Source organism: Polynucleobacter sp. es-MAR-4, assembly GCF_018882055.1.
GTDB lineage: Bacteria > Pseudomonadota > Gammaproteobacteria > Burkholderiales > Burkholderiaceae > Polynucleobacter.
The window spans coordinates 779,305-800,491 of the sequence record NZ_JACVPF010000001.1; the positions used below are offsets into that span (position 1 = coordinate 779,305).

The 21,187-nt window shown below is 47.0% G+C and carries 25 protein-coding genes and 1 other RNA gene; 15 read left to right on the forward strand and 11 right to left on the reverse strand.

Features of this window, described 5'->3' with window-relative positions; genetic code table 11:
* The gene (gyrA, locus tag ICN16_RS03925) at positions 1-2,724 is read right to left on the reverse strand and encodes a DNA gyrase subunit A (RefSeq protein WP_216134331.1); all 2,724 of its coding nucleotides are present in this window, start codon (positions 2,722-2,724) and stop codon (positions 1-3) included.
* Between the two features lie 160 nt (positions 2,725-2,884).
* Here gyrA and ompA point away from each other — a divergent pair, with 160 nt between their 5' ends.
* From ompA to ssrA, 4 genes are all read left to right on the forward strand, one after another.
* A complete protein-coding gene (ompA, locus tag ICN16_RS03930; RefSeq protein ID WP_216134333.1) occupies positions 2,885-3,454 on the forward strand; it encodes an outer membrane protein OmpA in 570 nt (189 codons plus the stop codon).
* 100 nt (positions 3,455-3,554) lie between these two features.
* Positions 3,555-4,244, forward strand: a complete 690-nt coding sequence (ubiG, locus tag ICN16_RS03935; protein ID WP_216134335.1) for a bifunctional 2-polyprenyl-6-hydroxyphenol methylase/3-demethylubiquinol 3-O-methyltransferase UbiG — start codon at positions 3,555-3,557, stop codon at positions 4,242-4,244.
* Positions 4,241-4,918, forward strand: a complete 678-nt coding sequence (locus ICN16_RS03940) for an HAD family hydrolase (RefSeq protein ID WP_216134336.1) — start codon at positions 4,241-4,243, stop codon at positions 4,916-4,918. Before ubiG ends, ICN16_RS03940 begins: the two co-directional genes overlap by 4 nt.
* Positions 4,919-4,987: 69 nt before the next feature.
* Positions 4,988-5,346, forward strand: a transfer-messenger RNA (tmRNA) gene (ssrA, locus tag ICN16_RS03945).
* A 92-nt stretch (positions 5,347-5,438) separates the two neighbouring features.
* On the opposite strand, the gene ICN16_RS03950 is transcribed toward ssrA, so the two are convergent.
* On the reverse strand, positions 5,439-7,190 hold the full coding sequence (locus ICN16_RS03950; protein WP_216134338.1) for an IlvD/Edd family dehydratase: 1,752 nt from the start codon (positions 7,188-7,190) through the stop codon (positions 5,439-5,441).
* Positions 7,191-7,303: 113 nt separating this feature from the next.
* Here ICN16_RS03950 and ICN16_RS03955 point away from each other — a divergent pair, with 113 nt between their 5' ends.
* Positions 7,304-7,726 carry a VOC family protein gene (locus tag ICN16_RS03955; protein WP_216134341.1) on the forward strand — a complete coding sequence of 141 codons (423 nt, stop codon included), beginning with the start codon at positions 7,304-7,306 and terminating at the stop codon, positions 7,724-7,726.
* Positions 7,727-7,746: 20 nt separating this feature from the next.
* On the opposite strand, the gene ICN16_RS03960 is transcribed toward ICN16_RS03955, so the two are convergent.
* Positions 7,747-8,937, reverse strand: a complete 1,191-nt coding sequence (locus tag ICN16_RS03960) for a class I SAM-dependent methyltransferase (RefSeq protein ID WP_216134343.1) — start codon at positions 8,935-8,937, stop codon at positions 7,747-7,749.
* A gap of 3 nt (positions 8,938-8,940) precedes the next feature.
* Positions 8,941-9,492: a carboxymuconolactone decarboxylase family protein gene (locus ICN16_RS03965; protein WP_216134345.1), complete on the reverse strand. Its 552-nt coding sequence runs from the start codon at positions 9,490-9,492 to the stop codon at positions 8,941-8,943.
* Between the two features lie 107 nt (positions 9,493-9,599).
* On the opposite strand from ICN16_RS03965, the gene ICN16_RS03970 reads away from it, so the two are divergent.
* Positions 9,600-10,376, forward strand: a complete 777-nt coding sequence (locus ICN16_RS03970) for a sulfurtransferase (RefSeq protein ID WP_216134349.1) — start codon at positions 9,600-9,602, stop codon at positions 10,374-10,376.
* A 10-nt stretch (positions 10,377-10,386) separates the two neighbouring features.
* Here the strand turns inward: ICN16_RS03970 and ICN16_RS03975 are convergent, their stop codons facing one another.
* Positions 10,387-10,689 (reverse strand): antibiotic biosynthesis monooxygenase, encoded by a 303-nt coding sequence (locus ICN16_RS03975; protein WP_216134351.1) that lies wholly within the window; start codon positions 10,687-10,689, stop codon positions 10,387-10,389.
* Positions 10,690-10,763: 74 nt separating this feature from the next.
* Between ICN16_RS03975 and ICN16_RS03980 the strand changes: the two genes are divergently transcribed.
* From ICN16_RS03980 to ICN16_RS03995, 4 genes are read left to right on the forward strand one after another with little or no spacing between them, the layout of a single operon-like run.
* Positions 10,764-11,747, forward strand: a complete 984-nt coding sequence (locus ICN16_RS03980) for a D-2-hydroxyacid dehydrogenase family protein (protein WP_216134353.1) — start codon at positions 10,764-10,766, stop codon at positions 11,745-11,747.
* Positions 11,744-12,283 (forward strand): chromate transporter, encoded by a 540-nt coding sequence (locus ICN16_RS03985; protein ID WP_216134355.1) that lies wholly within the window; start codon positions 11,744-11,746, stop codon positions 12,281-12,283. The genes ICN16_RS03980 and ICN16_RS03985 overlap by 4 nt, the downstream gene beginning before the upstream one ends.
* Complete coding sequence (locus ICN16_RS03990) at positions 12,280-12,801, forward strand: chromate transporter (RefSeq protein ID WP_216134357.1); 522 nt, start codon at positions 12,280-12,282, stop codon at positions 12,799-12,801. The genes ICN16_RS03985 and ICN16_RS03990 overlap by 4 nt, the downstream gene beginning before the upstream one ends.
* Complete coding sequence (locus ICN16_RS03995; protein WP_216134359.1) at positions 12,798-13,775, forward strand: tripartite tricarboxylate transporter substrate binding protein; 978 nt, start codon at positions 12,798-12,800, stop codon at positions 13,773-13,775. Before ICN16_RS03990 ends, ICN16_RS03995 begins: the two co-directional genes overlap by 4 nt.
* 15 nt (positions 13,776-13,790) lie before the next feature.
* On the opposite strand, the gene crcB is transcribed toward ICN16_RS03995, so the two are convergent.
* The 4 genes from crcB to ICN16_RS04015 are packed head-to-tail and all read right to left on the reverse strand — an operon-like array spanning position 13,791 to position 15,316.
* Entirely contained in the window at positions 13,791-14,168 is a 378-nt protein-coding gene (crcB, locus tag ICN16_RS04000) for a fluoride efflux transporter CrcB (protein WP_216134361.1), read from the reverse strand.
* 9 nt (positions 14,169-14,177) lie between these two features.
* On the reverse strand, positions 14,178-14,957 hold the full coding sequence (ygiD, locus tag ICN16_RS04005) for a 4,5-DOPA dioxygenase extradiol (RefSeq protein ID WP_216134364.1): 780 nt from the start codon (positions 14,955-14,957) through the stop codon (positions 14,178-14,180).
* A gap of 9 nt (positions 14,958-14,966) precedes the next feature.
* A complete protein-coding gene (locus tag ICN16_RS04010) occupies positions 14,967-15,104 on the reverse strand; it encodes a hypothetical protein (RefSeq protein WP_174221123.1) in 138 nt (45 codons plus the stop codon).
* A 44-nt stretch (positions 15,105-15,148) separates the two neighbouring features.
* Positions 15,149-15,316 (reverse strand): hypothetical protein, encoded by a 168-nt coding sequence (locus tag ICN16_RS04015; protein WP_015421675.1) that lies wholly within the window; start codon positions 15,314-15,316, stop codon positions 15,149-15,151.
* A gap of 28 nt (positions 15,317-15,344) precedes the next feature.
* On the opposite strand from ICN16_RS04015, the gene ICN16_RS04020 reads away from it, so the two are divergent.
* Positions 15,345-16,007, forward strand: a complete 663-nt coding sequence (locus ICN16_RS04020; RefSeq protein WP_216134367.1) for a site-2 protease family protein — start codon at positions 15,345-15,347, stop codon at positions 16,005-16,007.
* Positions 16,008-16,095: 88 nt separating this feature from the next.
* Positions 16,096-16,548 (forward strand): cytochrome c, encoded by a 453-nt coding sequence (locus ICN16_RS04025; RefSeq protein WP_216134370.1) that lies wholly within the window; start codon positions 16,096-16,098, stop codon positions 16,546-16,548.
* On the opposite strand, the gene ICN16_RS04030 is transcribed toward ICN16_RS04025, so the two are convergent.
* Together ICN16_RS04030 and ICN16_RS04035 are read right to left on the reverse strand one after the other, a co-directional pair.
* Positions 16,549-17,229: a cytochrome b/b6 domain-containing protein gene (locus ICN16_RS04030; RefSeq protein WP_216134372.1), complete on the reverse strand. Its 681-nt coding sequence runs from the start codon at positions 17,227-17,229 to the stop codon at positions 16,549-16,551.
* Between the two features lie 39 nt (positions 17,230-17,268).
* Positions 17,269-18,210 (reverse strand): 3-hydroxyacyl-CoA dehydrogenase family protein, encoded by a 942-nt coding sequence (locus ICN16_RS04035; protein WP_216134374.1) that lies wholly within the window; start codon positions 18,208-18,210, stop codon positions 17,269-17,271.
* A gap of 84 nt (positions 18,211-18,294) precedes the next feature.
* Here ICN16_RS04035 and ICN16_RS04040 point away from each other — a divergent pair, with 84 nt between their 5' ends.
* Genes ICN16_RS04040 through ICN16_RS04050 form a run of 3 tightly spaced genes read left to right on the forward strand, consistent with a single transcriptional unit; the run spans position 18,295 to position 21,142 of the window.
* Positions 18,295-19,224, forward strand: a complete 930-nt coding sequence (locus ICN16_RS04040) for a 2-hydroxyacid dehydrogenase (protein WP_216134375.1) — start codon at positions 18,295-18,297, stop codon at positions 19,222-19,224.
* Positions 19,225-19,236: 12 nt separating this feature from the next.
* Positions 19,237-20,163: a dihydrodipicolinate synthase family protein gene (locus ICN16_RS04045; protein WP_216134377.1), complete on the forward strand. Its 927-nt coding sequence runs from the start codon at positions 19,237-19,239 to the stop codon at positions 20,161-20,163.
* A gap of 28 nt (positions 20,164-20,191) precedes the next feature.
* Positions 20,192-21,142, forward strand: a complete 951-nt coding sequence (locus tag ICN16_RS04050) for a TAXI family TRAP transporter solute-binding subunit (protein WP_216134379.1) — start codon at positions 20,192-20,194, stop codon at positions 21,140-21,142.
* Positions 21,143-21,187: the final 45 nt, after the last annotated feature.

Here is a 21,187-nt window from a genome sequence, read left to right on the forward strand (position 1 = left end):
TTAGGCATCACCAGCTTCATCAGAATTGGAGTCAACTGCTGGATCAGCGGAAACATCTCCACCTTCACCGTCTTCGCCATCATCCAAATCATTCTCATCGTCGGAATCACTTTCAGCAATACGCTGCAAGCCAGACAAACGTGTGCCTTCATCAACGTTGATTAAAGTGACGCCTTGTGTTGCGCGCCCCATCTCACGAATCTCTGAAACACGGGTGCGCACCAGGATACCGCCAGTAGTGATCAACATAATTTGATCTTCAGGAGATACCAAAGCAGCAGCAACTACTTTACCGTTACGCTCGGTTGTCTGAATAGCGATCATGCCTTTAGTGCCGCGACCATGACGGGTGTACTCGCCAATCGGAGTGCGCTTACCGAAACCATTTTCTGTTGCAGTCAATACACTGTTTGGAATAGCAAGGCCATTTGCATCAACCACAACTGCTTCTGCACCTTCAGCAGCTTCAGCCGGAGCAACCAACATGGCGATGACTTGATGACCCTCACCCAAATTCATACCGCGCACACCGCGCGCCGTACGACCCATTGGACGAACATCATTCTCATCAAAGCGCACCGCTTTACCAGCATCAGAGAACAGCATCACATCATGCTGACCATCAGTAATGGCTGCACCAACTAGGAAGTCGTTTTCATTTAAATCAACGGCAATAATTCCGGCCTTACGTGGATTAGAGAAGTCAGACAAACGCGTCTTCTTCACTGTACCCAGGCTTGTTGCCATAAAGACGTAATGATCATCTTGATATCCCTTAATTGGGAGAATCACGGTAATCTTCTCGCCCTCAATCAGCGGGAACATATTGACGATCGGCTTGCCACGTGAGTTGCGGCTACCTTGCGGAACCTCCCACACTTTGAGCCAATACATGCGTCCACGATCTGAGAAGCACAAAATGATGTCATGCGTATTTGCAACGAAGAGGGTTTCAATCCAATCCTCATTTTTGGTAGCGGCAGCTTGTTTGCCACGGCCACCACGTTTTTGCGCACGGTATTCACTCAGAGGCTGACTCTTCATATAACCAGTGTTAGAAAGTGTGACCACCATATCTTGCGGAGTGATCAAATCTTCTGTGAACAACTCGGTTGCATTCATTTCAATGAATGAACGGCGACCAGTATCACCACCAGCAATGCCAAACTCGGCCTGCACTTCTTTCAATTCGGACTCGATGACTTGAGTGACACGCTCTGGCTTAGCAAGTAAGTCGAGCAAATCAGAAATCTCTGCCATCACATCTTTGTACTCATTCACAATCTTGTCTTGCTCAAGGCCAGTCAAGCGTTGCAAACGCATCTGCAAAATTTCTTGCGCTTGACTATCAGACAAACGATAGAGGCCAGTAGATTGCATGCCGTACTCAGGCAATAAACCTTCAGGACGATAAGCATTACGGCCACCAGGAGTATCGGTCTCTGCACGCGCCAACATCTCACGCACCATAGAAGAATCCCATGCCTTGCTCATCAATTCTGACTTAGCAATAACTGGGTTTGCAGCAGCTTTAATGATGGCAATAAATTCATCAATGTTTGCCAATGCAACTGCCAAACCTTCTAAGACATGGCCACGCTCACGTGCTTTGCGTAATTCAAAAATCGTACGACGAGTAACCACTTCACGACGATGCTGCAAGAAGTACTCGAGCATTTGCTTCAGATTCAATAGGCGCGGCTGGTTATCCACCAGAGCGACCATATTCATACCGAAGTTGTCTTGCAGTTGAGTGCTCTTATACAAATTATTGAGAACGACTTCAGGCACCTCACCACGCTTAAGCTCAATCACAACGCGCATGCCTGACTTATCGGACTCGTCACGAAGATCGGAGATGCCCTCTACTTTTTTCTCGTTCACCAACTCAGCAATACGCTCGAGTAAGTTCTTTTTATTTACTTGGTATGGCAACTCATCAACGATGATGGCTTGACGCGCGCCCTTATCCAAATCTTCAAAGTGAGTTTTGGCACGCATCACCACTCGGCCACGACCAGTGCGATAGCCCTCACGAACCCCTTGAACGCCATAAATAATGCCGGCGGTCGGGAAATCTGGTGCTGGGATGATCTCAATCAGCTCATCAATCGTGCATTCTGGGTTGTGGAGGACATGTAAGCAGGCAGTAACCACCTCATCTAGGTTATGAGGGGGGATATTGGTCGCCATACCCACCGCAATGCCTGAACTGCCGTTAATCAGCAGATTAGGTACTTTTGCAGGAAGAATTAAGGGTTCTTTCTCGCTACCGTCGTAATTTGGCCCGAAATCAACGGTTTCCTTGTCCAAATCGGCCAAAAGCTCGTGGGCGATCTTACGAAGGCGGATCTCGGTATATCGCATCGCAGCAGCGTTATCGCCGTCTACGGAGCCAAAGTTACCTTGTCCGTCAACCAGCATATAGCGCAGAGAGAAGTCCTGAGCCATGCGAACAATCGTGTCATACACCGCAGAATCGCCATGTGGATGGTATTTACCGATCACATCGCCAACTATACGGGCAGATTTTTTGTAAGCACGGTTCCAATCGTTGTTTAATTCATACATCGCGAATAAGACCCGGCGATGAACCGGTTTGAGGCCGTCACGCACGTCTGGCAGGGCTCTGCCGACAATGACGCTCATTGCGTAGTCCAAATAGGACCGCCGCATTTCGTCTTCTAGGGATATTGGTAGTGTTTCTTTAGCGGCTTGTTCCATTTAGAAATAATATCATTTTGATGACTGATAGCCCCTATGCTAATATTCTGTCAGTTTGTACGAAATTGAGATGTGTCGCTTTGCGGTTTTTTGCTTCAAAGTAGGGCGAATTACATTTAAGTTTGACTTTAATTAAAAAAGAGATTTTTGAGGACTAAAAATGAACAAAACCCTAAAAGTGTTGTTAGCTTCTGTTGTTACTGTTTCTGCATCTGCAGCAATGGCTTCTGATAACTGGGAAAACAGCGCTGGCTTGAATTGGAAAAACGGCGACGGCACATTGTGCTGGCGTGATAACAACTGGACTCCTGCAACTGCAGCTCCTGGTTGCGATGGCTACTTAACAGCTAAATCAGCTTCTGGTGTAAGCCAAAGCAAGATCACTTTGCAAGCTGACACACTTTATGACTTCAACAAGTCTGACTTGAAGCCAGAAGGTAAAGCTACTTTAGACAAGATCGCTAAAGACTTAAGCAAGATCAAATTGGAAGTAATTATTGCTGTTGGTAACACTGATAGCGTTGGTACTGATGCTTACAACATGGCTCTCGGCCAACGTCGTGCTCAGTCCGTTAAAGCTTACTTGGTAAGCAAAGGTGTTGACGGTAGCCGTATTTACACAGAATCAAAAGGCAAGAGCAATCCAGTTGCATCAAATGCAACTGCTGAAGGCCGCGCTAAGAACCGCCGCACTGACATCGAAGTTGTTGGTACAGCTGCAGTTAAGTAATTCTTTTTACTTGTAAAAAAGCCCGGTTCTGCCGGGCTTTTTTATTTCCGCTATATTCGTAATTCATTAATCCCAGCGCGCTTCCTGCGCCTTTATCTCTATGAACGTCGATCAATCTGAAATCGCTAAATTTAGCGCCCTAGCCCATCGCTGGTGGGACCCCCATAGTGAATTCAAGCCATTACATGCTATCAATCCACTGCGCCTTAATTGGATTAAATCCTATGTGGATCTTGGCGGCAAGAAAGTGCTTGATGTAGGCTGTGGAGGCGGCATTTTGGCGGAATCGATTGCCCAATCAGGAGCTGATACCTGCGGCATCGATTTATCTGAAAAAGCCCTGAAAGTGGCTGAGTTGCACGCTCTAGAAGTGGGCGCCTCCCTGAAATACCGCTCAATTTCAGCTGAAGCGCTGGCTGAGGAAGAGCCAGGTCAATACGATGTTGTGACTTGTATGGAAATGCTGGAGCACGTCCCTGATCCGGCCTCAGTAGTTCGAGCGTGCGCAAAGCTTTGTAAACCAGGCGGCACGCTTTTTTTCAGCACCCTCAATCGCAGCCCTAAGTCCTACTTATTTGCCATTATTGGCGCTGAATATATCCTCCGACTGCTGCCAAAAGGCACGCATGAATACGCAAAATTCATTAAACCCTCTGAATTGGTCGCATTTACTCGAGCAGCGGGACTCGAAATGATTGGGGTGAAGGGAATGAGCTACAACCCCCTCACTCAAGTCTATAGCTTAGGTGATGATGTTGATGTGAACTACATGATTGCCGTACGTAAATGAGTAGCGGGTTAGCAAGCCCTTACAAGGGTGTCTTTTTTGACCTCGATGGCACATTAGCGGATACCGCGCCTGATCTAGTTGCAGCTGCCAATCAGCTTCTCGTGGCCCGTAATCTAGCCCCCAAGCCATATGAAGTCTTGCGCCCCTGCGCCTCTGCTGGAGCCCGTGGACTAATTGGTGGCGCCTTTGGCATCGGCACTGATCACCCAGACTTCATCCCCCTTCGAGATGAATTTTTTGCAAACTATGAAAAGGCTTTATTAGTAAATAGCGTACTTTTTGAGGGTATAGACCATTTATTAGATCGATTGGATGGCGCCAACCTTCCCTGGGGCATCGTCACCAATAAAAGTGAGCGATTCACACATCCTTTAACCGAGCTGATGGGTTTACGCCAAAGAGCAATTTCTACTGTTTCCGGCGATACAACCCCTTACTCAAAACCGCATCCTGAACCCATCTTGCACGCCGCTAGAGTTGCCAATGTCGACCCGAGTAGATCGCTATATGTAGGTGACGACATTAGAGACATCGTGGCAGGCAAAGCAGCGGGCATGAGAACGATCGCAGCAGCCTACGGTTATTGCGGCTGTGAAGAGCCCCCAGAGGCCTGGGGAGCGGATTATCTCGTACATCACCCCAAAGAATTACTAGAAATCATCTTCCCGCAGTAGGGTGAAGTAAAGATAACAAGCAATTTAGGGTCAAGAGCCTTAAAATAAAGTTTCCAATGCATGAACTCCGGGGTCGACATGGTTTCGACGTGGATTACAAAGCATCAAGGGCATACCGAGGACCCGTTATCTCGTAAATCAATGGGAATGTAATAACTGCAAACGACGAACGTTTCGCACTAGCCGCTTAATTGCGGTTGCCCCTGAACTGATTCTCTCTTGGGTCAGCTAGCGCAAGCTAGATCAGGGTCATTTACAAGAGATAAGATCATTTCATGTCACGGGGAATGGTTCGAAAACTTAGTGAATCGCCAGCGTGGAACATGTCAGTCTGTGACTAGCTAGCTAAATTAAATGATATGACTAAGTATGTAGAACTTGTTGTAGAGGATTTGCGGACGCGGGTTCGATTCCCGCCGACTCCACCATTTTGAAGTAAATTGATTTACTCAACAGTCAAACGCCACCTACGAAGGTGGCGTTTTTCTTTGATTCTATTTTTTACTTCACGTTAACTTCATCAACGCTTTGGTGTTTTGCCAACTATCTTCACCGCCCTCAAGAAATCAAAGTCTACGCCTTTGTCAGCCTGCGTGACTGTATCCAAGAATAGCTTTAGATAGCCGCGCTCTGCAGTCGGCTCGACAACTGGATTTTCTTTTGCACGTGTAACCAGCTCTTCATTAGAGATCAGCAAACTAATCTCACGATTCTTCACGCTCAAACGAATGCGGTCCCCACTCTTGACATACGCTAGTGGCCCGCCAACTGCAGCTTCTGGAGTCACATGCAAGACGATGGTTCCAAATGCTGTGCCACTCATACGACCATCAGAAATTCGCACAATGTCTTTTACGCCAGCGCGTGCAAGCTTCATCGGTATCGGAATATATCCCGCTTCGGGCATGCCGGGAGCTCCCTTAGGGCCAATATTTTTAAGCACCAAGATATCATCTGCAGTGACATCCAGGTCAGGACTATCAATACGATTTGCGAGGTCCTCGCTATTTTCAAAGACCACAGCTCGGCCCTCATGCTCCATGAGTTTTTCATTGGCAGCAGATTGCTTAATGATGGCACCACCAGGAGCTAGGTTGCCGTGTAAGACAGCAATACTACCGCGTGGATAAATTGGATTATCGAACCGACGAACCACGTCTTGCTTAAAGCTGGGTGGTGCTGCATCGATTTCTTCACCCAAGGTGCGGCCTGTTACCGTCATTGCATTGAGCTTCAGTAATGGCTTTAACTCGCGTAGCAGTGTTGTCATGCCACCAGCATCATGGAAATTTTCCATGTAGTGATCACCCGAAGGTTTTAAATCCACTAGCACAGGAGTCTCATCTCCCATCTTATCGAGCGCATCTAAATCAATCTCCAGCCCCATCCGACCAGCAATTGCAGCTAAGTGAACGATGCCGTTGGTCGACCCGCCAATTGCCAACAACACACGCATCGCATTTTCAAAAGCATCTGCAGTGAGCACCTTGTCAATTGTTAGACCATCTTTTGCCATTTGCACAGCCCGCGTACCTGTCTCTTCAGCAACCCGAATACGGTCAGCAGTGACTGCTGGGGGAGTAGCGCCACCTGGCACAGTCATCCCCAATGCTTCAGAAATGCAGGCCATAGTGCTGGCAGTGCCCATCACAGAGCAGGTACCTACACTCGCTACCAATTGGTCGTTGACCTCATCTTTTTCAGCCTCATCAATTTCACCGGCACGGAATTTACCCCAGTAGCGGCGACAGTCTGTACAGGCGCCCACACGCTCACTACGATGAGACCCCGTCAACATTGAACCGGTAATCAACTGAATAGCCGGCAAGCCTGCAGAGGCCGCGCCCATCATTTGCGCCGGTACCGTTTTATCGCATCCACCAATCATGACTACTGCATCCATCGGTTGAGCACGCAACATTTCTTCGGTATCCATCGACATCAGATTACGCAAATACATACTAGTTGGGGCAGCAAAACTTTCATGGATGGAGATCGTTGGAAAATCCATCGGTAAACCACCAGCCAACATCACGCCCCGTTTGACCGCCTCAATCAATTGCGGCATATTGCCGTGACATGGATTGTAGGAGCTTCCCGTATTAATGATGCCAATGACAGGGCGATCTAAAGCGCTGTTAGTGTAGCCAGCGCCCTTAATAAATGCCTTACGCAAAAATAGTGAAAAGCCTTTGTCACCATAGCTAGTTAAGCCTTTTCGCAACCCACTTTCAGGAGCTTGATTTTTGTCTTTATTGTTGTTGCTTGTCATAGGTGAATGTCTCTTATTTAGCGCAATATTTTTATATCGCAAATATACTAAACTTTGCCTTAATTGATCTTTTAAGCATTAAAACTAACGCCAAAACAAATACAAGGGTATCCATGTCTAACATTCAACCATTCCATCTTGCCTTTCCAGTAGATAACTTAGAGGCAGCTCGCAACTTTTACGGCAGCACCTTGGGTTGCGCAGAGGGTCGTAGCTCCGATGAATGGATTGACTTTGACTTCTTTGGACACCAATTGGTTGCCCACCTAGCACCTGAAGAATGCGGCCATGCAGCCTCAAATGAGGTTGACGGGCATCAAGTTCCTGTAAAACATTTTGGGGTTGTTTTAACAATGCCAGATTGGCATGCATTGGCTGAAAAATTAAGCCGCAGTGGAATTAAATTCATCATCGAACCCCAAATTCGTTTTAAGGGGAAAGTGGGTGAGCAAGCTACGATGTTCTTTCTTGATCCTGCTGGCAATGCTTTGGAATTCAAAGCATTCGAAGATCCAAGTCAGCTATTCGCCAAATAACTGCTGATTTTTCACTCCACTTACTTGATGCCTAATCGCCAGAGCGAAGTGACTTCAGCCGCTCTTGCGAAATAAAGTAAATCAGAATCATCGAACGCTTTTGGATGTTTTGGTTTTGTATCAATGCGGCCCAGAACAAGCAAGCCCGCATCCTCTATCCAAGAGAGCAGCTCTTGGCGAGTTCTCAGATCAAGATGCTCCGCCAAATCAGACAGAATTAACCAGCCCTCGCCCTGAGGCAACAAATGATTCTTTAGTTCAGCCAAAAAACCTTTGAGCATCTGACTGTCAGGGTCATACACCGCATGCTCCAGACTGGAGCTAGGTCTTGCGGGCACCCATGGCGGGTTACAGACAATTAATGATGCCTTTCCCGATGGGAATAAATTGGCTTTGACAAGCTCGATTTGAGAACCTAAACCTAAAAGGGCAATATTCTCTTTGGCGCACTTGATTGCTCGATCATCTTGATCGGTTGCGACAATTTTTTGCACATCGCGCATTGCCAAAATAATAGAGAGCACGCCAGTACCAACACCAATATCAAAAGCAGTTGATTCAACATCCAAAGACTTGGGCAATGGGGCATTGCAGACTAGCTCAATATATTCACCGCGAACGGGGGAAAAGACACCGTAATGAGGGTGCACATAGACCGGCTCCCCGTTTTCATCAGCCAAAATCGGCAATCCATTCTTACGCCACTCATGAGCACTCACCACACCTAAGAGTTCGCGCAAGGAAACAACATAAGGATGAGTGACAGCTCCATATGCCTCCATGCATGCTTGCGATAGATCCGGCGCACGGCGCAATGGAATGGTGTGATCAGCATTACATGGAATTAACAACATCCCCAGCGTTCTCGCTCTCTGCGACTGAATGAGGCGATGCTGATTGAAAATATCTTTAGCTGTTTTCTGAGTGAGGATCTCTTCAGATTTACCAACTCTTTTGCTAGATCTTTTAGATTTTTTTGAAGGTTTATCAATACGCCGAATCAATGCCTGCAAAAGCTGACGAGCGTTTTGGAAGTCGCCCTTCCATAAAATTGCCGTTCCTTCGCATGCCAAACGATAAGCATCATCCGCTGTTAAGGTGTCATCAGCGGTCACTACTTTTTTATGTGGCGCTATGCCATTTTCGGAATGCCAAACTGCCGAACAAGGCTGACCGTCCTCTTCCCAGCGAATAGAAACGTCTTGGATCATGAATTACTCAGGAGGATGCTCCTCTGGATTGACATCCAAGGCAATTAAAAAACGGGAAACCATGTTGTAAGCCGCAACCACAGTGACAAGCTCAACAGTATTGGTATTGCCAAGAGCTGTCTGCAAGCGTTTCATCAAAGCGCTATCGACCTGAATATTGCGTGTCATCTGAAACGTCAATTCCGCCGCATCATTTTCAACGGCAGAGAATAGACCCCTTGGAAAACTCGCTTGACCAATTAAGCGTAGTGCCTGGACCTGCTCTTCGGTGCCACCTGCCTTGATAAAAGGAGGGGCATGATGAAAGAATTCATATTCAGCACCATTAAGAACGGCTACCCCACACATTGCAAGTTCGCGTAGCTTTGGATCCAATGAAAGATTATTGCGGATCTCACCCACAAAATGGTTCCAACCCTCAGCAATCGGGGTGCTATGCAGTAGCATGCGGTCTAAATTGATGAACTGGCCGCCTCGGCGCTGGCGAATTGCAGCCACAAGATCAGCCGGCTCTGCTAAATCCATAGGCTGGTAAGGAATTAAACGTTCAGACATGGGCGCTTTAAAAGGTATTTTTATAAAGTTGGGTAGGCAAAGAGCTTAGATTATCACTCTAATGCTTTCTTATTCGATAATGCGTATATCGCCACAAAAGATTAGCCATGAAACCCATTCTGAACATAGCCGCCTACCTATTTGTCAGCCTAGACAAGCTAATTGAGTTGCGCGCCAAAATTCTAGAAGAATGCAACAGTCGACATCTCAAGGGAACGATCTTGTTGACTGGAGAAGGCATTAATATGTTCTTGGCTGGCGATGAGCCTGAGCTGCGCGGCTTCCTAGATTGGCTCCGATTAGATCCCCGCTTTCAATCACTCGAATCTAAAGATAGTTGGTCTGATTCACAGCCATTTAAAAAAATGCTGGTCAAAATAAAGAATGAGATTATTCGGATGAATCACCCCGCGATTCGCCCAGAAGAGGGTCGCGCAAAATTCATTACCCCCAGGAAATTGCAGGAGTGGCTTGACCGTGGAACTGATGACCTGGGACGCCCCGTGGTCATGGTGGATACCCGCAATGCCTTTGAAGTGGACTATGGCACCTTCGAAAATGCCTTACATTTCAATATCAATAAATTCACTGAGTTTCCAGATGCTATTTCAGCCCACAAAGAACAACTGATAGATAAAACCTTAGTCAGTTTTTGTACCGGTGGCATTCGCTGTGAGAAGTCTGGTCTCTATATGCGAGAAATAGGAATGGAGCACAGCTACCAGCTAGAAGGGGGAATCCTGAAGTACTTCGAGGAAGTTGGATCCGCCCACTACACCGGCAGCTGTTTTGTCTTTGATGAGCGCGAGGCACTGGAGCCCAGCTTAGATGAAATCCCCGTGGAAAACTCCATCCGAAAAAAGCAGAAGGAGCTCAAAACTTAAGTCACTTCTTTTAATCTGACTTGCCCACCAAGGTCATATGCTCAACAAATGGGGGTTTTGCGAAGAATGGCCCAACAATAGCGCGCCAATCAGCAAAAGCTTCAGACCCCCGAAAATCGACCGTATGATTTTCTAAGCTATCCCAGTAGATCAATAACAAGTAGCGAGCTGGACTCTCGATGCTGTGGTTAACCTTAAAACCTCGGAACCCCTTAGCTTTAGCAATCACTGTATTCACCCCGCGCACAATAGCTTCCTCAAACTCAGCAGACTTGCTAGGGTCAATTTCTATATCGCAGTGCTCCAAAATCATGGTATTTCCTTTATCTAAATTCTTAGGGATCGATAGTAAACTCAAGCAGAATAATAAATAACAATTTTAGAGACATGGCCAATTTAGCTAGCGTTGTCATTCTTGGTGACTATGAACAAGCCCTCCGTCGCTTTTCCAATTGGGACAGAGTGGATCAAGGATGTCATATCACCACTTATCACGAGCCCCTTCTTGGAGAGGCTTTATATGAGGCAGTAAAAGACGCTGATGTAGTTGTGATTGTGAGGGACCGCACCCCTTTTAACGAAGCTCTCATCGCACGCCTCCCAAAGCTCAAGCTATTGATGTTTACTGGCAAGCGCAATGGCACCCTAGATGCCGCAGCTCTGAAATCGAGAAATATTCCAATTGCCTGTACACCAGGAGGCCCCTCTAAAGAAACCACCACTGAGTTAACTTGGGCCCTGATTTTGGGTGCTTCAAAACAATTACTTCGTCAAAACAAATTAGTAAGCTCTGCTAGCTGGCGTGACGAACTCTCCGTATTGCCCATACTTGCTGGTGAGCGGCTTGGAATCATTGGCTTGGGATCGATTGGCAGCTCCGTTGCCCGCGTGGGCAAAGCCTTTGGAATGGAATTGGTCACTTGGAGCCCTAATATGACAGCGGAGCGTGCCGCCGTAGAGCACGCAAAATCAGTCAGCCTCGAAGAGCTACTGAAAACATCCAAGGTTGTCAGTCTCCACCTTGTAGCTGGAGCCAATACCAAGGGCTTGATTGGCGCAGCAGAGTTAGCCATGATGCGGCCTGATGCGCTTCTGGTGAATACCTCTCGCTCCGCACTGATCAATATGCAGGCTTTGCAAGATGCTCTTGCTGCTGGGAGACCAGGTCAGGCTGCAATTGACGTCTTCGATACTGAGCCGCTTCCTGCAGACGACGCCTTGAGAAACACACCCAATTTACTGACCACACCCCATTTGGGATTTGTTGCTGAACCTGTTTTTGCAGAGTTTTCAAAAGGGATTGTCGACACCTTAGAGGCATGGCTAGAACTACGTCCTTTGCCACACCCATTTGAACCTGAGTCGATTTGAAGACACTCACCCCCAAACAACTCTTCATTGGTTTTAGCAAAATCGGCATGTCCGGCTTTGGTGGAGTGCTGCCTTGGGCAAGGCGCACTATTGTTGAGCGGGAAAAATGGTTGAGCTCGGAAGAATTCAATGCCATGCTCGGCATCTGTCAAATTGTTCCCGGACCCAATATTGTGAATCTCGCTGTCTGCGTTGGCTCGCGATTTGCAGGTGTTCGTGGCGCACTTGCTGCAACCCTAGGGCTGATGCTCGGCCCTATCGCGATAGTGATTCTTCTTGGTATCTTATACGAGCACTATAGCTATATGCCGATTGTTCAGGGCATGCTCCGTGGCGTTTCAGCTGTTGGCGTGGGGCTAATTGCGAGCACTGGCTTCAAGATGATGCGCAGTGAATTCAGCTATCCGCCAATGCTTATTGTGGTGGTCTTTACTGTTTTAGCAGCAAGCTATTTTCATTTGGGCCTGGGATGGGTAGTACTGATGGCTTCGCCTGTAGCGCTCTATTTGGCCTGGAAGAAAGCAGATAAGTTATGAGCTTGCTACTAAGCCTCTTTCTAAAGCTATCCGCATTCTCGTTGGTGGCATTTGGCGGTATCAATGCCTTGCTACCTGAACTATTTAAGCTCTCAGTAACTCAAGAGCAGTGGCTGAATTCACAAACATTTTCAGATTACTTTGCCATTGCACAAGCCGCGCCCGGCCCCAACTTAATGACAGTGACCCTCATTGGATGGCATGTTAGCGGCGTCATCGGCGCAGTCGTTGCCACATTCGCAATTGCCTGGCCCTCTTCAATCATGATTTTCTTTTTACAACGCTACATTAGGGGCATGCAAAACCCACAAAAGCAAAAAGCAATTCAATATGCTGCGGGTGCACTAGCAGTAGGTCTAGTGCTAGCATCTGCCTGGCAAATTGCTTTGCAAATTAACCAAGGATATGCTGCATACCTCCTAACAATTGCCACGATTGTGATTGCGGTATTCACCCGCTGGCATCCTTTATATTTAATCATCTTAGGCGCAGCACTCGGAGTCATGGGGATCATATGAAAAAAATTGCCTTCTTAAAAATCATCACCTCTTGCGCAGTGTTGCTATGCGTTTCAGCCCCTCGAGCGCAAACCCAATACCCTAATAAGCCCATTACCGTCGTCGTACCTTATGGCGCTGGCGGAAGTGCAGATTCTCGTAGCAGACAACTCGCCCAGAAAATGAGTGTGATTCTCAAGCAACCATTTGTAATCGACAACAAACCGGGCGCTGGCGGCAATATAGGTACTGAGTTTGTTGCAAGGGCAGCAGCCGATGGCTACACCATCGGCATGGGAAACTTTGCGCCACTAGCGGTGAATAAAACCCTCTTTGGCACATTGCGCTATGACCCGGAAACGGATCTGAGTCCCATTATTCTGATTGAAAAGGGCCCACTCATTTTGGTGGTAAATCCAAATTCACAATACAAGTCCATCCAAGATATTGTTGCTGCGGCTAAAGCAAAACCCGGGGTGCTGACATTCTCGTCCGGAGGAATCGGTGGGAGCCATCAGCTCTCAGCAGAGTTATTTATGCAAAATGCCGGCATTCAAATGATTCATGTGCCATACAAGAGTGGTTCTGCCGCTCTAACTGATTTAATGGCAGGCAATGTCGATATGATGTTCGACCAGATGTACTCAGCAGTGCCGAGTATCAAAGCAGATAAATTGCGACCCATTGCCATCACAAGCAAAAAGCGGTCCCCACTCTTTCCAAATGTTCCCAGCTTTGCTGAGCTTGGTTACCCTAAAGTCGAGGTGCTCAATTGGCAAGGGTTTATTGCACCCGCAGGAACGCCTAAAGCAATTATTGACACATTAAATAAAGCGGCCAACGAAGCACTAAAAGACCCGCAACTACGAGAGTTAATGCTGGCTCAAGGCAACGAAATTGGCGGCGGCAGTCCGGCTGATTTTGCGGCTCTCATTAAATCGGAAGCGGCAAAATGGAGTGCAGTAGTCAAGGCAGGGAACATCAAGCCTGAGTAGGTCTTCTAGGGAGACTTACTTCAGCGCCTGGTAAGTCAAGATCCCCAAAAACGTTAAGGATAGTGAGCCAACTACATTCAGCATTACTGTCCCAAACGCCCAGGCAAGCTCTCCACGCTGCATGAAAGTCACTACATCAGCAGAAAAGCTAGAGAAAGTCGTGAGACCACCCAAGAAACCCGTAACGATGAGTAACTTCCACTCGGGGGAAAGGCTTGGGTTGTTACCAAAAAAGGCTATAGCGATTCCAATCAAGTAGCCGCCAACCATATTAGAAATAAAGGTTCCCAAAGGAAGCGTGACGGCAAGGCTGACGGTCGCAAGATTAAATCCCGCTCTCAGTAAAGCTCCAAGACCAGCGCCACAGAAAATTGCAAGAATAGATAGCCACATAATAAATATTTATTGAATTAAAAAAGTAAGCATGCTGATGGAACCCATTTCTATTCCATCCACCAATACTCGCGAATCCTCCCCGCCTTCCTGCTGGGCAAGCACATACAAAGCTGGCCAATAATGCTCGGGGGTTGGAATGGATAAATGAGCGGCATCACCAAATTGCTCCCATTGAATCAAAGTTTCATGGTGATTTGCCTTCATCTCCGAAACAAAGAAATGATTGAACTCTTTAGCCCACAGGTAAGGTTCTGCACCCTGCTCCCAATGAATGGTTCGCAGGTTATGCACCACATTGCCACTAGCCAGAATCAAAATATTCTCGTCACGTAAAGGGCGTAATTTTTTAGCGAGCTCGTAATGTTCATCTGAAGATAAGGAGCCGTCTAAGCTCAACTGAACCACGGGAACATCAGCATCGGGATAGAGATATTTAAGGACAGACCAGGCACCATGATCAATGCCCCATTCATTCTCTTCAAGCACAACCGGAATATCCAGCAATTCTTTGACGCGATCTGCGAGGGCAGGACTGCCTGGTGCCGGATATTGAATATCAAACAAGGCTTGCGGAAACCCACCAAAGTCATGAATCGTTTTAGGTTTGAGCATTGCAGTAACCCAGACTCCACGGGTTACCCAATGTGCTGAGATGACTAAGATTGCATCTGGGCGCTTGAGTGATTTACCAAGACTGGCCCAAGCAGCTGTATAGCGGTTGGGCTCAATGGCATACATCGGACTGCCATGGCCAGCAAATACTGCAGGTTGGCGATGGCTAGTCATTAATGCGGATTAACCGAATACGTAACCAGTATGGGCTGCAACCAATGCAAACAAAATAGCCAAGCTAGTAGCGGCCGCCAACATCACGATCAAAGTGATGATTTTCTTGTTGACTTCGTCTTTCGACTCTTTATGCCATTCATTCATGCTAAATCCTCATTAAACACATTAATTGGTGCTGCAATTATCCACTATCGGCCGCGGCCGGCCTTGCGCATCATGGCTTTTCCGCCTCCAAAGCCTGCTTGAGGCCTACCGCCAGGACCAGATGGGCCTTTTGGGGCTGGTGGACGGGCTACCGGCTTTGCTGCTACGGGCTTAGCTGGGGTTTTTGATTCAGGTTTTTTATCGTCAGTCACTTTTTGCTCCTATGGATATCATATTGCCATGATTACTGACTATTCTATCCAAGCTATTGCCATTAACGCGATTCCCTTGATTTTTGCCATCACTATCCATGAGGCAGCCCACGGCTATGCGGCCCGTCATTTTGGTGACAATACTGCCTATATGCTAGGTAGAGTCAGCCTCAACCCCATTAAACATATAGATCCAGTGGGGACAATCCTGATCCCACTTATGCTGATTTTGGCTAGTTCACCATTTTTAATTGGTTATGCCAAGCCAGTGCCGGTGAACTTTGGGCGCTTGCGCAACCCACGCATTGACTCAATTTGGGTGGCCTTAGCAGGGCCAGGCTCAAACTTCGCTCAGGCACTGATTTGGGCCGTTCTCTTGATTGCCCTAATTGGATTTGGGGTTGATGAACGGTTCTTATTAGCGATGTCACAAGCTGGCATTACTTGGAATTTAGTCCTCTTGGTGTTCAATCTATTCCCTCTGCCACCCCTTGATGGGGGTCGCATCTTATCTAGCCTATTGCCAGCGCGCCAATCTATTGCTTTTGGGAAGCTGGAGCCCTGGGGTTTCTTCATCGTTCTCGGGTTGGTGTTCACCGGAATAATCGGTAGTTTTTGGATGGAGCCTTTGATAGCTTTTTTCAAATCCATCATCTACTTTATGACTTTACCTTTGCAGATGCTTTTCTAGGCGTCCAATCGGCAAAAAGCATTATTCGGGAGTATGCTTAATGCATGCTTTCTTACCCTCATCTTTATTGAAATGATTGGAGCACCTTATGAAACTCAAACACCTTGTCTTGGCCACCCTTCTACCAACACTGCTCGCAAGTGCAGGTTTTGCTTATGCGCAATTTAAGAAGCCAGAAGATGCCATTAAATATCGTCAGAACGTATTTAACGTGATGGCCACTTCTTTTGGAAAAATCGGCGCAGTGGTCAAAGGTGAAGCGCCATTCAATAAAGAGGAAGTAGCCAAAAATGCAGCCGTTGTTGCAATGCTCTCTACTTTGCCATGGCAAGCTTTTGGCCCCGGTACCGAAGGCGGCAATGCACTTCCAGGCGTTTGGTCAGACAACGCAAAATTTAAAGCGGCTGGAGAAAAAATGCAGCTGGCTGTAGCCAACCTCAATACTGCTGCACAGTCAGGCGATCAAGAGGCAATCAAGAAGGCTTTTGGTGCCGCTGGCGCCACCTGCAAAGGTTGTCATGATGACTTTAAGAAAAAGTGATCAGCGAGTAATGAAGTAACCCAGAGTTATAGCAATCAGGCTCAGCAGCAATAAAGCAAGGCCGCGTTGCAAACCTCCGTCCTTGGAGGCTTGACCCAAGTCAGCAGGCAGATATTTTGCCTCTTCACTTGGGTCAATTTCTTTATCACCCAACAACATCGGTTTAATTAAATTCTCACCTTTGAATTTTTGATAATAGAAAATTGCACAGAGGTGGATGACGATTAGAGCAATCAGAATCTTTTCGTTCTGGCGGTGAATTGAAGTTAGAAACTCAACCGTCCCACTGGAAACATATTTTGCAAATGGTCCTTTAAAAGCAATATCGTCATTTGCAAACAAACCAGTTACCGCTTGAAGTCCAACGGAAAAGAGTAGTCCCAGAACAGATAAAGCACCTAAGGGGTTATGCCCAAGACCAGCTTTAGCTTTTCCGGATAAATAGTTCAGCAAGCCTTTAGGGCTTGGTACGAAATGAATAAAGCGTGCATGGTGGGAGCCAATCAAGCCCCAGCAGATCCTGAAAATAATTAAGCTTAGAACGCAGTAACCAATTCGAGCATGGAAATCCATGGCATTACCGCCAATCTTGACAGTAATGAAGCTCAGAACAATGCAAACGACCAAGAGCCAGTGAAACAGGCGGATCGGTAAATCCCAGACACGAATGATTTTTTTCATCTAAGGAGAATAAATCAATGCGAAGCCCTGCCCCCTGATTTATTTAATCTCAGGCAAATCCTTTTGAATGATCTTTAAACCTTCACGCAAGGCTTCCTGATAGCGCTCTCGCTCAGCTTTCATAGTTTCTGCAGTCCAGGAATAAAAACCTTCACCGGTTTTCATGCCCAACTTGCCACTAGCAATGCGATCGCTTAGACACTTCGCAATATCAGGGGAATTGTTCAGGGTCGGGTATATCGTCGCACCACCAGCACCATGCACATCTAAACCAGCATGATCTCTCTGCATTGCAGGTCCTGCGGCGATATAACGAAAACCAAAACCAAATCGAACAGCCTTATCAATATCCTCTAAGCTAGCAATCCCAGCATCAACCATAGCGAAGGCTTCCCGCGACAAAGCGTGCTGCAAGCGATTCGCTAAAAAACCAGGTAAATCTTTTTTCACGGTCACTGGCACCATGCCACATGCCGTCATCAAACGAGAAAGGATTTCTCCCACCATAGGGGAAGTCTTCTCTCCATAAACCACCTCGACACAAGGCACCAAGTGAGCAGGCATAAAGAAATGCAAACCAATCATTCTTGCAGACGTCTTTAAGCCTTTTGAAATATCGCTAATCGGAAAGCTCGTGCTATTGCTTGCTAGGACCGCTTCTGGCTTTGCGTACTGCTCCAACTTAGCAAAGAGCTCCTGCTTAATATCCAAACGCTCGGGCACGCACTCAATTACCAAATCCACCTCGGACCAGTCCACCTCCTCGAGGGAGCCGGCCGTTGAGAGTAAGTGCAAGCGATGCTCATAACCCAGATCAATCATGGTGTTGGCAAAGTAATCCGGTAAAAGTGCACGACGCTCCGTAGTGGGCTCCAGAACCTGAACAGCGCAACCCCCTCGCGCGCATACAGCCGCCACATCAGCACCCATGGTGCCGCCACCAACAACGACGACTTTTGTTTCAGACGGGGTAAACAACATTTCCATTTCTCCTTCGGGGGCAAGATAAGGATTACAAATCCTCTTACAATGATTTCATTATTCCAATAAAAAAGTAAGTGAGACATGATCCCAGTCAATTCGGTACTGCAGGTCGGGCAATTTCCAGAAATAATGCAAATGGAAATTGATAAGCGACTCAGCACAACTAAACTGCTAGATCCTCAGGGTGCAGTTCCTGATGGCAACTTCACGGCCATCTTGACCCGCTCTAACACCACGCTTCCACAAAAGTTGTTAGAGCAAATACCCACCGTTCGCATGGTTGCTACCTGCGGAGTGGGTTACGACAACCTCCCCCTGGACTATCTTAGGGTTAATGGAATCAAAGCCAGCAATACTCCAGGCGTTCTGAATGACGCAGTTTGCGAGCTAGCGATTGGCATGCTATTTGGTTTATTGCGCCGCATTCCCGAGGCGCAGGAGTTTGTCAAAAGCACAGCTTGGGCTAAAGCACCATTCACCATCACCACTACCTTAGCCGGCAAGTGTGTTGGCATTGCAGGAATGGGTCGCATTGGGCAAGATCTTGCAAAACGCTTAGAGCCTTTTAAGGTCAAATTGGCCTATACCGGCCCAAGTCAAAAAGAACTCCCTTATCAGTACTTTCCCGATATCAAATCTTTAGCAAAGGCTTCTGACGTCCTTTTCCTTGCCTGCCCCGCTAACCCAGAAACAGAAAAAATGGTTAATAGCGAAGTCCTGCAAGCCCTGGGCCCCCGGGGTTATCTCATTAATATTTCTCGTGGCAATGTAGTAGATGAGGCGGCACTTTTAGTTGCACTGCAGCAAAAAACCATTGCTGGCGCAGCACTTGATGTATTTGAAAATGAGCCAAATCCAAACGTCGGCTTCCTAAATATTGATAATGTCTTACTAACGCCGCATATTGGAAGCGCAACTTCCGAAACGCGACAATTAATGACAAACCTAGCAATAGATAATTTAGAAGCTTTCTATAATAAAAAACCACTTCTGACTGAAGTAAAAAATTAAAACGGAGTAAGTATGACAATTTCACTACACCCTTCCACGCTACCTGCGGTGCTTTCGCCTGTACTCACTCCCTTTAAAGCAGACGGCAGTCCCGATGCACAAAAATTACTAAAGCAATGCCAATGGCTCGGAGCTAATGGTGTTGGCCAAGCAATCTTCGGTACAAACTCGGAAGCCAATTCCATGTCCGCCCGTCAAAAGATGGCCACCTTAACAACCTTGGTTGAAGGCGGCTTAAACCCAGCGCACATGATGCCTGGTACGGGTGCCACGTCCATTGACGCCACAGTTAGCATGACTTGCCATGCCCTGGATCACAAGTGCGCCGGTGTATTGATGCTGCCACCGTTCTACTACAAAGATATTACTGATGATGGCCTTTTTGCCTACTTCTCGGAAGTGATTCAAAAAGTTGGCAATGCAGCATTGCAAATTTATATTTACAACATTCCACCAGTCACCAAAATCAATCTGAGCCTTTCTTTGCTAGAGCGCTTAGCTAAGGAATATCCAAAAACTGTTGTTGGCATGAAAGATAGCTCTGGTGACTGGGCTTACACAGAATCCGTCATCAAGCTATTGGCACCATCTGGATTCCGCGTATATGCCGGTAGCGAAGTCTTCTTAATGCGTGCCCTGCGCGCAGGCGGAGTTGGCTGCATCTCAGCTACTGCTAACGTTAACCCTAGGGCTATCGCTGAATTAGCAGCCCATTGGAGAGAATCTGACGCAGATCAACGTCAAGCCGCCTTAGATCAAGTACGCTCCGTATTTGCTCAATATCAAATGATTGCCGGTATGAAGACTGCGGTTGCACACTTCAGCAAAGATCCTGAGTGGTTGCGCGTACGCCCACCACTCATGCAGCTCAGCGCAGACCAGCAAGCAAAGCTATTGAGTGAGCTACAAAAGATTAATTTCAGCATGCCAGGCCTTTAATTAAATAGACGCAAAACAGGAGACAAAAATGAAGCTTATTAAAATCATTGCTGTGACTATCACCATGTTGTTCGGTGCAGCGCAAGCACAAAACCTTTCTATTGCAACCGGCGGTACTGGCGGCGTTTACTACCCTATGGGTGGTGGCTTAGCCTCAGTACTTTCTAGCAAAGTACCGGGCATGTCCGCAACTGCCGAAGTGACTGGTGGATCTGTAGACAACCTTAACCTCATTGGTACAGGCAAACCTTACGTTGGCTTCTCCATGGCTGATGCTGCCAAAGATGCTAAAGATGGTGAAGGTAAATTTGCTAACAAGAAAGTAGATTTACGCACTCTGATGGTTCTCTATCCAAATCTCATGCACGTTGTGACAGTGGACTCCACTGGCATCAAGTCCATGAAGGACCTCAAAGGCAAGCGTGTTAGTACTGGCGCGCCAGGCAGTGCAACTGAAGTAATGGCTTTCCGCCTCCTCGAGGCAGCCGGCTTAGATAAAGACAAGGACGTCAAGCGCGAGCGTTTGAGCGTAGCCGAATCTGTTAACGCAGTAAAAGACCGCAAAATTGATGCCTTCTTCTGGGTTGGTGGTTTGCCAACTGCTGCTGTAACCGACCTTGCTAACAGCCCTGGCATGAAAATTGTCATGATTGATAACGCTGCGGAAGTAGCTGCCATGAATAAGAAATATGGCAATCTGTACTTTGCTGCTGATATCCCAAAAGAAACCTATAGCGGTATGGGCAAAAACAATAAAGTAGCTGGTGTCGCCAATATTTTGGTAGTTAATGCCAATATGCCTGATGACGAAGCTTACAAAATTGTGAAAGCTGTTTTTGATAACAAACTTGAGTTGGTTCGTACCCACAAGGAATATATCAACGTAACCCTTGAGAATCAAAAACAAGCTTCTACTCCAATCACATATCACCCAGGTGCATTGAAGTACTACAAAGAAAAAAATATCAAAGTAAATTAAATCAAATTCATTTTGAGCTCAGGAGTGTCTTCAGGCACTCCTGAA